General features: G+C 37.4%; 14 protein-coding genes. 6 read left to right on the plus strand and 8 right to left on the minus strand.

From position 1 onward, the window contains the following. Positions 1 to 8 precede the first annotated feature (8 nt). Positions 9 to 3,026 carry a tetratricopeptide repeat protein gene (locus AC23ME_RS13635; RefSeq protein WP_487728330.1) on the minus strand — a complete coding sequence of 1,006 codons (3,018 nt, stop codon included), beginning with the start codon at positions 3,024 to 3,026 and terminating at the stop codon, positions 9 to 11. A gap of 334 nt (positions 3,027 to 3,360) precedes the next feature. On the opposite strand from AC23ME_RS13635, the gene AC23ME_RS13640 reads away from it, so the two are divergent. From AC23ME_RS13640 to AC23ME_RS13660, 5 genes are all read left to right on the plus strand, one after another. Continuing rightward, on the plus strand, positions 3,361 to 3,792 hold the full coding sequence (locus tag AC23ME_RS13640) for an RrF2 family transcriptional regulator (RefSeq protein WP_487728331.1): 432 nt from the start codon (positions 3,361 to 3,363) through the stop codon (positions 3,790 to 3,792). A 70-nt stretch (positions 3,793 to 3,862) separates the two neighbouring features. Further along, the gene (ric, locus tag AC23ME_RS13645) at positions 3,863 to 4,594 is read left to right on the plus strand and encodes an iron-sulfur cluster repair di-iron protein (protein WP_487728332.1); all 732 of its coding nucleotides are present in this window, start codon (positions 3,863 to 3,865) and stop codon (positions 4,592 to 4,594) included. Between the two features lie 40 nt (positions 4,595 to 4,634). Then, positions 4,635 to 5,150 carry an azurin gene (gene azu, locus AC23ME_RS13650; protein ID WP_487728333.1) on the plus strand — a complete coding sequence of 172 codons (516 nt, stop codon included), beginning with the start codon at positions 4,635 to 4,637 and terminating at the stop codon, positions 5,148 to 5,150. A 69-nt stretch (positions 5,151 to 5,219) separates the two neighbouring features. Further along, a complete protein-coding gene (locus AC23ME_RS13655) occupies positions 5,220 to 5,813 on the plus strand; it encodes a Crp/Fnr family transcriptional regulator (protein WP_487728334.1) in 594 nt (197 codons plus the stop codon). Further along, positions 5,813 to 7,027, plus strand: a complete 1,215-nt coding sequence (locus AC23ME_RS13660; RefSeq protein ID WP_487728335.1) for a hypothetical protein — start codon at positions 5,813 to 5,815, stop codon at positions 7,025 to 7,027. Before AC23ME_RS13655 ends, AC23ME_RS13660 begins: the two co-directional genes overlap by 1 nt. Here the strand turns inward: AC23ME_RS13660 and AC23ME_RS13665 are convergent. The 7 genes from AC23ME_RS13665 to AC23ME_RS13695 all read right to left on the minus strand — a co-directional run bounded on the left by AC23ME_RS13665 (position 7,024) and on the right by AC23ME_RS13695 (position 11,738). After that, a complete protein-coding gene (locus AC23ME_RS13665; protein ID WP_487728336.1) occupies positions 7,024 to 7,473 on the minus strand; it encodes a copper resistance protein CopD in 450 nt (149 codons plus the stop codon). The genes AC23ME_RS13660 and AC23ME_RS13665 overlap by 4 nt on opposite strands. A gap of 79 nt (positions 7,474 to 7,552) precedes the next feature. Continuing rightward, positions 7,553 to 7,918, minus strand: coding sequence for a group III truncated hemoglobin (locus AC23ME_RS13670; protein ID WP_487728337.1), 366 nt, complete (start codon positions 7,916 to 7,918; stop codon positions 7,553 to 7,555). A 55-nt stretch (positions 7,919 to 7,973) separates the two neighbouring features. Further along, positions 7,974 to 8,741, minus strand: coding sequence for an ABC transporter permease subunit (locus AC23ME_RS13675; protein ID WP_487728338.1), 768 nt, complete (start codon positions 8,739 to 8,741; stop codon positions 7,974 to 7,976). After that, positions 8,738 to 9,448 (minus strand): ABC transporter ATP-binding protein, encoded by a 711-nt coding sequence (locus AC23ME_RS13680; RefSeq protein ID WP_487728339.1) that lies wholly within the window; start codon positions 9,446 to 9,448, stop codon positions 8,738 to 8,740. The genes AC23ME_RS13675 and AC23ME_RS13680 overlap by 4 nt, the downstream gene beginning before the upstream one ends. Next, entirely contained in the window at positions 9,445 to 10,701 is a 1,257-nt protein-coding gene (locus tag AC23ME_RS13685; RefSeq protein ID WP_487728340.1) for a nitrous oxide reductase family maturation protein NosD, read from the minus strand. The genes AC23ME_RS13680 and AC23ME_RS13685 overlap by 4 nt, the downstream gene beginning before the upstream one ends. Then, complete coding sequence (locus AC23ME_RS13690) at positions 10,685 to 11,149, minus strand: nitrous oxide reductase accessory protein NosL (RefSeq protein ID WP_487728341.1); 465 nt, start codon at positions 11,147 to 11,149, stop codon at positions 10,685 to 10,687. Before AC23ME_RS13690 ends, AC23ME_RS13685 begins: the two co-directional genes overlap by 17 nt. 1 nt (position 11,150) lies before the next feature. Beyond that, positions 11,151 to 11,738: a hypothetical protein gene (locus AC23ME_RS13695; protein ID WP_487728342.1), complete on the minus strand. Its 588-nt coding sequence runs from the start codon at positions 11,736 to 11,738 to the stop codon at positions 11,151 to 11,153. A gap of 650 nt (positions 11,739 to 12,388) precedes the next feature. Here AC23ME_RS13695 and AC23ME_RS13700 point away from each other — a divergent pair. Then, on the plus strand, positions 12,389 to 13,228 hold the full coding sequence (locus AC23ME_RS13700) for a hypothetical protein (protein ID WP_487728343.1): 840 nt from the start codon (positions 12,389 to 12,391) through the stop codon (positions 13,226 to 13,228). Positions 13,229 to 13,302 lie beyond the last annotated feature (74 nt).

Here is a 13,302-nt window from a genome sequence, read left to right on the forward strand (position 1 = left end):
TGTGTTTTCTAGTTGATTTTTGCCAATTTCTCTTTTGCCGTTGGTACAATATCGTCGTTTCCTTCGTAGTTGTCTATGATACTTAACAAGGTGCTTTTCGCTTGCATCTTATCTTTTAAAGCCAAATAATTATCAGCTAAAAGGATGAAAGATTTTGCCACCCAATAATCGTAAGAAGGCATATTGTTAATTAAATCAAAACAAGTTTTTTGTGATGTTTTGTAATCGCCTTTGGCATATTGTAAAAATGCTAGGTTGTACTTGGCCTCTGCGGCAGCTAAAGTTTTTGTTTTGGCTACAACATTATTAAATGCTTTAACAGCCGATGTAGTATCTGCTTTTAGCAAGAATGCTTTTCCAGCATACAAATCAGAGCTGTTTTTCTCTTCTTCCGATGCTTTGTCAGATGTTTTGATCATGTCGGCATACTTCAACATATCATCTGGCATGTTCAGCTCATTGTAAGCTTTAATCAAATTATTGATAGCGTAGCTATGGTGAGCTTTGTAATCTGCAGTAGTTTCTAACCTCTTCAAATAAACTACAGCTTCGTTGTATTTCTTTTCTTGCATTAGCACCTTAGAAACACTCATCAAAGAGCGTTCGGTGTATTCGCTGGTCCAGTCGTTCAAAATGTAATCGTAATCTTGGATCGCTTCTGCCGAACGGCCCAATTTCACCAAAGATTCTGCTCTAATAAATTTAGCTTCCTTGTCGTGAATTGGTTTAGGGAACTTATCTAAATATGCATTGATCGCTTCATAAGCGCCTTTTGCATCGCTACGTAAGTAAATGTTATGCGCCGATTGGAACATGATGTTGTCCTGCTCACTTAACGAGTAATTGCCCAATGGCGTAGTTGCAGCATAGCTGATGAAACCTGTAGCATCACCACGATCTACATAAATGTTTTTGATCGACTCTAACGATTGTTTTGCCTCTGGGGTACTTGGATAATCTCTAATTACTTTCTTGAAAGATTCTAAAGCCAATTCATCCTGGTCTTGATTGTACTGCACCAAACCGATGGTTAATAAAGCTTTTGGAACATAACTACTTCTCGGATATTTAGCAATTAAGCCAACCAAATCTGTTTTAGACTTTTCGTGGTCACCTTTGTTGAAATAGGTATAAGCAGTTTCGAAACCAGCATCATCTGCGTAGTTAGAATTAGGGAATTGTTTCAACAAGTCTTGCATCGTTGCAATTTTAGCATCATCCTGTTTTTGCAAACCCTGTATCATGCCACGTTGGAAAAGTGCATAATCCTCGCCAGTTTGTCTATTAGCGATGATACGATTGTAGTACACTAAAGCATCCCCGTAATTTTTATTTACGAAATATGAATCTGCCAAACGTATCACAGCATCATTTACTGTTTTCGCATCTTTATCGGCACCTCTTAAGAAACGTTCGAAGTAGTTGGCAGCTTTTGCATATTTTTCATCTTCAAAAGCAGCGTAGCCTAAAGCATAATTTGCGAAGTTGTACACATCTGTTTGTTTCGCTTCTTCCATTCCTAAGAATTTCTCGAAAGTGCTTACCGCCTCACCAAATTTACGTAACTCGTAAGCAGCTTCGGCTCTCCAATAGGTGCTCAATGCATAAATTTCTTTATCTTCCTTAAAATTTTCAGAACGAAGAAACATTGATAAAGCGTTAGGAAATGCTCTTTCGTTGTAAAACTCTAATCCACGGAAATAAGTTACTTTTTGATAAGCAGCTTTGGCTTCTGGCGTTTTATTTGGTATTGGCTCTAAAATGTCAATAGCAGCTTGATAGTTTTTGCTGGTCAATAAAATTTCACCTAACAAGGTTTTAGCTTCATTAATTCTTCTAGAATTAGGGAAGGTTTTAAGGAAGTTTTGAGTTGCCTCTAGCGCTTGTTGGTTAAATTCCAATTCGTAGCTCAGCTTTGCATAGCTCATCCAAGCTTCTTCCTGTAAATTCTTGTCAAAATCTAATCGAGACGCTCTGAAAAACGCACTTCTAGCTTTTTCCTTTAGGTTAAGTTTTAATGCCGCTTTACCTAAAGTGAACATACCGTTTTGTAGATAAACGTCGTCTGTATTTAATTTTTCTAATACATTAACGGCTTCTTTGTTTTTCCCATTTTGGAAAAGCGAATAACCATACTGGTATACAAAAAGATTGTTTTTTACCTGATTTTTGTCTTTCTCATAATAGGCAGCAAAATATTTTTCAGCATTTTTAAATTCCGATTTTGAGAAATAGGAAGCAGCAACCAAGCTCAGCATTTCTGGTTCATATTTTTGCTTGGTTTTTTCCATCATCGGGATAGCGTAGTCAATTACATCATCATAACGCTCATCCAAATAATACATAGAAGTAATATAATATGGATAACTAGCTTCGTAAGTTGGCGAACCTTTTAACTTTTCGAAGTTGGCCAAAGCAGTTTTATATTCCTTATTTAGATAGTTGATGTAGGCAAAGTAGTAAGTAGCACTTTCCTTAAATGGCGAATCTTCTTTTTTAACCGCTTCAAATAATGGTTCTGCTTTATCAAAATCGTTCTGCTCAAAATAGGCATATCCTTGTTTAAACTGATATTCTAAACGTTGTTTGCCCGATAATGAAGTAGGGTCTGCTTGGTTAAACCATTCTAATGCCTTGGTATAGTTTTTCTGCCCAAAATAAGCCTTACCCATATAAAAGTAAGCTAATTTTGTATTTGGGTTTAAAGGATATTCCCTGATAAACTCTTGGAAAAGCGCTTCCGAATCGTCGTTGCCCAATTCTATAGCACAAACAGCTGCATAAAACTTTGCATTTTCTTTAAGTGTAGTGAGTTCGGCATTGCTTAATTGTTGCGTGCTGGGTTTATTTCTAAACTGCTCAACCATTTTAAACTGTTGTGCCGCGGCAACATATTTCTCGTTTTCTAACAGCTCTAGGCCACTTTGGTAATTTTGGTTTAACTTTACCAACGGACTAATTTGAGCATAGCCAAAACCATAACCACTGGCAACAAATAGGGGAACCAATAAGTATTTTCTCTTCATTTGTGTATATTCTCTTTTAAGTAGCCTTACAGCATTACTCTAAATAAAGCCCTGCCGAAACTTATGTGTGCGTTAGTTTCAGATTGGGTTGGTACTAAAATAGAATTAATGCAATTAGCTATCAACATAAGAAATTAACATCTGTTGATAACAGACATTTAACGAAGCGGATATCAGCTTGGTATGAAGTGCTTTAAAAGTTTTAAGGGTGATGCATAAAAATCATTTAAAACGCATACGTTGTTTTAAATTACGTTCAGCAGACAATTAAATAAAAGATATTTTTGTCTTTTATTTGAAAATGCATTTACTTTGCTGTGTAAAAGAATTAACCATGTTTTCAAAAACTTGCGAGTACGCTATTAGAGCAATGATTTATATCGCCCATAGATCGAAAGACGGAAGTAGGGTAGGTATAAAAGAAATAGCGCAGGGGATTGATTCTCCAGAACATTTTATCGCGAAGATTTTGCAAGATCTAGGTAGGAGAGGACTGGTTCAATCTGCTAAGGGACCAACTGGAGGGTTTTATCACGATCAGTATTCGTTAAAAAGATCTTTGGCAGATGTTGTAAAAGCTATTGATGGAGATAAGATTTTTACAGGTTGTGGACTTGGTTTAAAAGAGTGTTCAGAAGATCATCCTTGTCCAATTCATAATCAATTTAAAAAAATTAGAGGCGAGATGAAATTGATGTTGGAAAATGCCAAAATGGGAGAACTTTCTGAAGAACTAGAACAAAGTTTAACCTTTTTAAAACGATAATTTTTTACAACAATAAAAGATAAAAAGGTATTTATATCTTAAAAATATTAATCAATTAAAATAGAGTACAATGAACATTACAGAACAAACCATTGTAGGCGATTTGGTAGCAAAAGACTACCGCACTGCATCAGTATTTAAAAAACAAGGTATAGATTTTTGCTGCGCTGGAAATAGAACCATCGCAGAAGCTTGCGCTAAGAAATCGATTGATCCAGCTTTGGTAATTGAAAACCTAGAGGAAGTGACAAATAAGGTTGGCAGTGTGGTAGCCGACTATAACACGTGGCCGTTAGATTTACTGGCAGATTACGTTGAAAAGAAACATCACAGGTATGTGCAGGAAAAGATTGTGGAGATTGTACCGTTTTTAAATAAGGTGGCAAGCGTACATGGCGGCAGTCACCCAGAGTTGTTGGAAGTGCAAGATCTATTTAGAGGTTGTGTAGAAGAACTTACAGCGCACATGCAAAAAGAGGAGCAGATTTTATTTCCGTTTGTACGTAAAATGGCTGCTGGAGATACTGTTGCTGCACCGTTTGGAACTGTTCAAAATCCGATTAACATGATGATGCACGAGCATACCGCAGAAGGCGAGCGTTTTAGAAGGATTGCAGAATTAACCAATGATTATACACCACCTGTAGATGCTTGCAATACGTACAGAGTTACGTTGGCGTTTTTACAAGAATTTGAGGAAGATTTGCATTTGCACATCCATTTAGAGAATAATATCATGTTCCCTAGAGCTATTGCGATGGAAGTAAAAAATAGTGGTGCAAATCGTATTGCTACAGTTTAAGTAAGTCATAATTCACACATTAAAAACAAAAAATAAAACAATGAAAAAAGTAATCTATTTATTAGCAGCTGCAGCTTTTACGGTTGCTAGTTGTACAAGTAATGAAAAGCAAACTGAAGACACAGCTACTACAGCTCCGGTTGAAGAAACTACGCCTGCAGCATCAGAAGAAAATGCAAATGAAGCTGTAATTACACTTAACGCCGGCGATGACATGAAGTTTGACCTGTCAGAAATTAAAGTGAAAGAAGGACAAACTGTGAAGTTGACTTTAACGCACACTGGTAAAATGGCCAAAACTGCGATGGGACATAACTTCGTATTGTTAGCGCAAGGTGTTGTTTTAGCAGACTTTGCTGGTAAAGCCATTGCTGCTTCGGGCACGGACTATATCCCGGCAGGTAGTGAAAAAGAGGTAATTGCGCATACCAAATTAATTGGTGGTGGCGAAAGCGATACCATTGAATTTACTGCTCCAGCTAAAGGTTCATACGAATTCTTATGTTCGTTCGCTGGTCACTCTGCTTTGATGAAAGGTACTTTTATCGTAGAGTAAAATTCTAGAAAACTTGCGAAGTTTCATGAGACTTCGCAAGTCTTAAATAACAATCTCAAAATCATTCTTATGCACATCGATTACGATATTTTGATTACCTATGGAGGCGTAGCTAGAAAATTTGCCAAAGGCGATTTCCTTTTCTATGAAGATACCATGCCTTACTATTATTATCAGTTGGTTTCTGGAGATGTGCGTATGTTTTCTACCAATGCCGAGGGAAAAGAATTGATACAGGGAGTTTTTAAAGCTGGCGAAAGTTTTGGCGAACCTCCCTTATTATTGGGCAAGGTTTATCCGAGTACTGCACAGGCAAATACCGATGGTGTTTTGGTGAAAATTAGGAAAGAGCATTATCTAAGCATTATTCACGATTATCCGGAGTATTTAGAAAGAATGATGTACACTTTTGCCGAACGTATTTATAAAAAGGCTTCGGCTGTGCAGGTTTGGGTGCAACAAACTCCTGAAGAAAAAATAGCACAGTTCTTAAACAACAACAAGGCTAATTTTAGCGATTGTGTTAACGAACCATTGCCTTATACCAGGCAGCAAATCGCAGATTTTACTGGCTTGCGGGTAGAAACGGTCATCCGCACATTGACAAGGATGAGTAAAGATGGGAAAGTGAAAATTATCAACCATAAACTTTATTATCATTAATGGACAGCAGCATTAAAAGGTGGTTGGGTTGGGGCTTATTCAATTTGGTGATTGTAGCACTTTATGGCGTGGTAATGCGCTATAAAATTGCATTCGATTTTCCTTTTTTTGACCAAAAGAATTTGCTTCACGCCCATTCTCATTTTGCTTTTAGCGGCTGGATTAGCCAAGTTTTATACGCAGGGCTGATGTGGATTAGCTTCCCATATTTAAACGAAATTAAGTGCAAAAAATATCATTGGTTAATGGCTCTAAACCTAATTGCTTCCTTTGGGATGTTGATTGCGTTTACGGCACAAGGCTATAAAGCAATTTCCATCTCATTTTCTACATTATCTATTTTCATCGCAGTAGCTTTCGCCATTGTTTTTATTAAAGATTTGAAGTATTTGCCTAAGCCACATCCTGCAAAACGATGGGCAACAATGGGCTTGCTTTTAAATGTGGTATCTGCTGTAGGACCATTGTTTCTAGCCTACATGATGGCCAGCAAGAACATTGACCATAATTATTATTTGGGTTCTGTTTATTATTATTTGCACTTTCAATATAGCGGTTGGTTTTTCTTTGGTAGCATGGCTATCATGGTTAATTATTTGCCAGCCAATTTTCCATCGTTAAATAAATATTTTAATGTGTTTACAGTAACTGTAATCCCAACTTTCTTTCTATCCATTCTATGGGGTAAGCTTCCTGTTTGGGTGTATGCTGTTACGGTTTTGGCTACTTTTTTACAGCTAATTACCTGGCTGATTTTGCTACTGCAGTTATTCAGATATTTTAAACCTTTAGCTAAATCTGCTGCTTGGTTTAAATGGTTTTTCTACGTTGCGGCTTTGGCATTAACACTCAAATTTACTTTGCAAGCAGTTTCTGTGGTGCCTTCTTTAAGTCAGCTGGTTTTTGGTTTTAGGCCAATTGTGATTGCCTATTTACATTTGGTATTGTTGGGCGTTTATTCGCTTTTCCTTCTGGGATTTTTATTTGAACAAAAGGTAGTTCAACCTACAAAACAAGCAAAGCTGATGGCTTTTGTGTTTATGTTTGGGGTTCTGTTTAACGAATTCTTTTTAGGCATACAAGGTGTGGCATCTTTTGCTTATATCGCCGTTCCTCTAATTAATGAACTACTTTTTGGCGCAGCTGTTGTTTTATTGCTCGGTGCTGCGGGAATGTTTGTAGCAAAGGTTGCCCAACGAAAATCTCTGAATTAAATTCCTCCGTATCTCACAAAAGAGCCTAACACCAACATTGTTACGCCAATTAAGGTTACGGCGATGACATGTACTGCCATTTCAATTAGCTTTTTAGGGTTGCTTTTAAGTTTTGGGATTACCCTAGTTTGTGCACTAATGGCTAGCAGAAAGGTGCTGAAAAGTAGTAGTAGTTTGGTAGAGGTCACTTTTTCTATCGGATTGGAGAACGAAAACCATTGGTCTAACGAAATTCCAAATTGTAAGGTCATCCAGATTCCGGTAATTATCAATAAAGCCAATGCGCTCATTCCAAGAGGTTCGTAGCTTTTCTCCATCGCTAAAAGTTCAGTGCAATCTTTTGATTTTAAAATCTTCGGCAAAACACGGATGGCGATGTATAAATGTCCGCCAACCCAAATTGTTGCTGCTAATAGGTGGATGATGAGGAGTAGGTGGTGGTTCATTTATCAGTATTTAAGGATTTTCTGGATTGATTACTTCTAATGTTGGCGTGCCCGCCAACCACAACACAAAGCTTTTAAACTACAACTTCTGCATCATCACCGTAGCAATAGATTTAGAATGTGCTTTCATCTTTTCTGCGTTTGCACCTGCAAAAAGTTCATCAACTGTTTCGTCAAAAAGCTCCATCCATTTATTAAAATGTTGGTTTGTAGTGGCATGTTGTTGGTTAAGCTTTCGATGTGTGACAATCGGATTTCCTTCATATTCGCCAGTAAAAAGCAATACGTTTTCCCAAAAAGCACACATTTTGGGTAGGTGCTTATCCCAATCAATTTTGATTACTTCCGAGAAGAAGAAGCCTATGGTTTCATCAGTTTTTACTTTCTCATAGAATGATGTCACAATCAATTCTATATCTTCTTTGGTTGAAATATCTTGTTTCATATTATTGGTTTGGGTTAATAGAAAATAGCTTGGGATTTTTATGTGGTTCAGTCAATTACAAATCTTTGCTTTTAAATTTTCTAAGTGAAAGGTAAAACGGCACCAGTGCCCAAAATGCTAGCAAGGCAAAGGAGAAAACCAGGCCCCAGTCGCTACCGAAAGAGTTTTTAAAGACTGCTCCAGTGTAACCCAGCATAGCCGATACATCTAATTTCAGTAGAATTAAAATCCTTGATAAATCGATAGGACTTAATGCACTCAGAAAAACCACCGCTTTTTCAATGGGATAATCGGCAAATTGGAAGAAGAGAAACAATACCAATCCATCGAATAACAAAGCAAAATACAGCCACAACATAATTGAGGTACCAATACCTTTAGCTTTATCTCTTGTAATGATGCTACTTAAAAATGCAATGGCTACAAATATTACCGATAGGAGAGAACCTACGGCAATCGTCATTAGGGCAATATCCCCTTCGGCAAAAAGAAACAAAGGAATTCCCGCACCAAAGACATAAGCCGCTACCATGGCCAGCGATAAACCAATGAAAAGTGCTTTCCAGATTTTGCTCCGTTTAATGGGATGGCTTAACAATAATTCTATAAATTCGCTACTATTGTAAACATAAATAGTTGCAAACAAAACTGACATTAAAGGCACAGTAAGCAATACGATATTTAGTACCGTTAACAAACCTTTTGCAGCGTTATCTTCCAAGCCAAAAGCGCTCCAAGAAAAAAGTGCAAGCATAATGGCGTAGGCGATAATGATTTTGTTCTTGATGATATCGAGTGCTACGTATTTTAAAATTCGCATCATAACGTTTCGGTTTTAAGGAGATGAACAATAGAGCGGGCAATGGTTTGCTGACCAGTGGTTGCTTTCAATTCTTCCGCATTTTTGTGAAGAATTAAATTTCCTTCCTGCATGAAAATAATTTGGCTTACAATATCTTCCAGCTCACTTAACAAGTGCGAAGTAATGAGGATTAGGCAACCTCGTTCTTTTGCATCAATAATTTTTGCTTTCAGTATTTCGGCAGCGATAGGGTCTAATCCAGCTGTAGGTTCATCTAAAATGAGCACTTGCGGTTTAAACAGAAATGCCAAGGTAGCGCTCACTTTTTGTGTTGTTCCGCCACTTAAGGTGCGCATCTTTTTATCGAGCATTTTTTCAATATTGAAGTGTTCGTAAAGGTCGTGGTCTAAAACTCGGTTGCTATTTCTGATGCCTTTAATCATGTCGATTACCTGTCCAATGGTCATATTTTCTGGGTAACGACCAATCTGCGGCATATAGCCGATATTGCTTCGGTAATCGTTGTCGTTTTTGATGCTTTTGCCGTTAAACAAAATCTCGCCGCTACTTGGCAAAACCATACCCAAAATAGATTTAATGAGCGTAGTTTTTCCACAACCATTTGGACCAATCAAAGCAATACATTCTCCTTTGTTTAGCTCCAAGTTTAAGCCATTTAAAGCCTTCAACTTTCCAAAATTCTTCGTTATGTTCTTTATCTCAATCATAAGTTATAAGGGCTCATTCTAGGTTTGTTATCAACGAAATTTTCGGGTGTTAAGCTGGGTAGTACTTTTTCCGATTTATCTAAAAGGCTAATCATAAAGCTTCGGTAAAGTAACATTGCCGGCGGATTTTTCTCTACAATTACCGCATACAAGCTGAGTGGATGATAAGGTACATCGCCAATTTTATCTTTATCCAAATCGTAACCTTCGTATTTATCCCAGTAGTTTTCGAAAAATTGATTAAGTGTGAGCGAACCGTTGGTAGTAACGTCGAAAGTGTTGCCCATAAAGTTGTTGTGCGATATGGTAATGTCTACACAATTTGCTTGCATTCGCATACCCCAACCGTTTCCTTTAAACAAATTACGTTCGGCGGTAATGCGGTTACTGCCATCGAAATATATGCCGGTTGTGTTTTTAATGAAGCGATTTCCCGAGAGGTAGCAGTCAGACAATTCTTTAAACAGTACACCATAAGTTGCATCGCCCCAGTTTTCTTCAAAGGTGTTGTTCATCATCACTACTTTTTTGGTAAACATTACCGCCACGCCAGCACCATTGTGTTTGAAGTAGTTGGTGATGTAAGCATTGTTGTGCGAAAACATGAAGTGCAAGCCATAGCGAAGGTTGTTCTTAGCAATGTTTCTCCAAATGACCGAGTGGGTAACGAACTCAAAATAAATACCGTCGCGATGTCCTTCTATCTTATTGCCAATAATTTGCAAACTGTCACTTTTCCAACAATGCACACCGTTGCCAGATTGGTTTTCTTCTTTTTGCGAAGCTTTGATAACGTTGTTTTTGATGACACAATTTGCGGCGTACTGTAGATAAATTCCGAAGTAATTGTTGGTCAAAATGTTTTTTTCGATGGTTACGGTTTTCGCGTCGTAAACTTTTATGCCGCCTGGGTCGCTCATTGCCGTTCTGCCCGAGTTCTGGATGCGAAAACCACTGACGCTAACATTATCACTCTTTATCGAGATAATTTCATGTTTAAGTTCGCCATCTAACGTTGGATAATCTTTTCCTACAAAGTGTAAAGGTTTATCAATAATGATGTTTCCTTCTTTGTAAATCCCTGCGTTTACAATAATCGTATCTCCACTTTGTGCAGCAGATAAGGCTTTTTTTATGCTAGTAAATACCTTTCCATTACCCACATAAATGGTTTTTGCAAAGCTATTTTCGGTGGTGAGAAATAGGATGCAAGCAATAAAAAAAATGAAACGATAATTAATGCGAATGTCCATGATGAGAATTCCCTTCTGCTGGTGCTGCTTTAGCTAAATCTTTCCACTCTATAATCTCCACTTGGTTTTTGCTAGCGTAATCTGCGGCTGTTTTCTGTGTAGTAAATGCAGCAGTATTTCCACCCATCGGACTACGTACACTTTCATGTTTTACGAAAAATGCAGTAGTGGCATCAACGAGTTTGCCATCCTCCAAAAAGCTGCCAACGTAATAGTTTTTTACCGCTACTTCTTTGTTGCTAGCATCATATTGTAAAAGGCATTGCAAGTCGTCGAATTTGTAAGCTCGACCTTTAACCGTTATTAATTCGGCAGCAAAGCGACTTTCTGAGATAGACATCTTACAGAAATCGCAAGCATCTTTATTGTAATTGATAGGTTCTGGTCCGCTATTTCCACAAGAGCTGAAAAACAGAACGATGGCGAAGATTGCTACAAATGTTTTCATATTATTTACGAGCTTTTTTAATTTCGATATAAGACGCAGCAACTAGTAATAAACCAGCTCCTACAAACAACCAACCCCCAATATTTGGAATAGAGTATGCTCCGAAATTCAATAATTGTTTAAAGCCAATTAATGGAGGTTGATAAGCCATTCCGGGTACTTTTATAGCTGCATTTGGGTCTAAGTTGTGCCCATAATCGTACTCCCATAACCAGAAATCTACCATGGCGGCAATGCCGAATACGATAAATGCAGCTAGTACGAAGTAGAGGAATTTTCTCTTCGCCACTTTGGCTGCAAAAAGAAACAATAAAGCATAGGCGCTAATGATGTAGGGTAGCAGGGTAAACTCTATAAAATCTTCGGTATGTAGCGTTTTCATACCAATGTAGTGGTTCAAACCATTAATAATATCTACATCGCCAGCTATTTTATTAGCCCAAATCTTCAAACTTAAGCCTTCGGGATACTGAGGCGCATCTAAGTAAATACTCCAAATTGGAACAAAAAGAGAGATGATAAGAAAAACGGCCGCAATAATTAGCAGCGATTTTGAAAGAGGAGTGATGGTGTTATTTTTCACTAGCATAACATTTTGTTTTTTAAGATGAAGCTGCCTAACTATCGGATAGCTCCACGAAATTTTACTATTCTAGGTAAGTAATAGGTACTAGCAAAGGTATTGGGCGTAATCATAAAGCTTTATGATTTCAGTCATAAAGAGCGTCAAAATCATCCACTAGATTTGTCCCAGTAAACTAAAATCAATTTGTTAGGATGTCGGTGTTACGTAGAATAGTTGCTTTGCTTTTGCTTTTTGTGATGATGTTTTGCATCACGAAAAACAGCGTTTTGCATACATTTTACATACTAAACACTGATGGTTTCATTTCTCTATTTTGTGAGAACGTAGAAAAACCGGCGTTAAAATGTAATGGTAAATGCCAGCTTTCTAAAATGGCAAAAGAGCAGCAGAAAGAACAAGCTGAGAAAATGCTGTTAAATTTGCAGCAAGAAGTGTTTTTGTGCCATCAAATTAATTGCACCGAAGATTTTTCGTTAGCATTTGTAAGTCAAATTACTATTGCAGCCACAATGTTTCCAAAAAACCATTACGCTTATCTGTACTATTTTAGGAATGATAAACCACCTCAATTTTTAAGCTGATTTTCATTTAATTAATGCATTCCGTCACCTCGTGTCGAATGCTATCGTATTTAATCGCTTAAAAAAATAATCATGAATTTTCTAAAATACACCAGCATTTTTATGCTGATAGTTCTTGCTATGTCTTGTAAAAAAGATAGTCCGATAGATAATACTGCCGAAACTGCAGGCTTAACCTTAGTAAAAACTGTAGCTAGCGGCTCGCACAATATTAAAATTTATACCGAAAATGGTAAGCTGCAAACTGGCTATAACAAAATTTATCTTCAGCTAACAAATGCTGATGGTAGCTTGATTAACAATGCTCAATTGACTTGGAAACCGCTAATGCATATGATGAGTATGCAACACGCTTGTCCGTATTCTCCAATTACTAAAGTTGCCGATAAAAATACTTTGTACGAAGGTTACATTGTTTTCCAAATGGCAGGCAACGCTTCAGAATATTGGGAACTGCAATTTGATTACACCGTTGGCAACACTACTTACACTGCTAGCTCGAAAATAGATGTTACTGCAGCCGCAAAGCGAAATTTGGTATCCTTTACGGGAACAGATAATACTCGATACGTTATTGCGATGGTAACGCCAACTACACCTAAAGTTGCAATAAATGATATGCAAGCAATGGTTTTTAAAATGCAGGATATGATGACCTTTCCAATAGTTGATGGTTATACAGTTAAAATAGACCCACGTATGCCAGGAATGGGAAATCACGGTTCGCCTAACAATGTGCATTTAACTCAAAACAGTGCCAATAAAATTTATCAGGGTAAGCTTAGTCTAACTATGACTGGTTATTGGAAAATCAACTTGCAATTGGCAAATGCTGCGGGGACGGTTGTTAAGGGCGAAGAAGTTACAAACAGTAATGAAGGCAGTTCAATTTATTTCGAGGTAGAGTTTTAATCAGTCGCTATCCTCTTATTCAAACTAAGTTATATCGTCATTTCGACCGCAGGGAGAAATCTATTTTTGAGTAC

The sequence above is a fragment of the Pedobacter sp. T50_32 genome, from assembly GCF_057652195.1.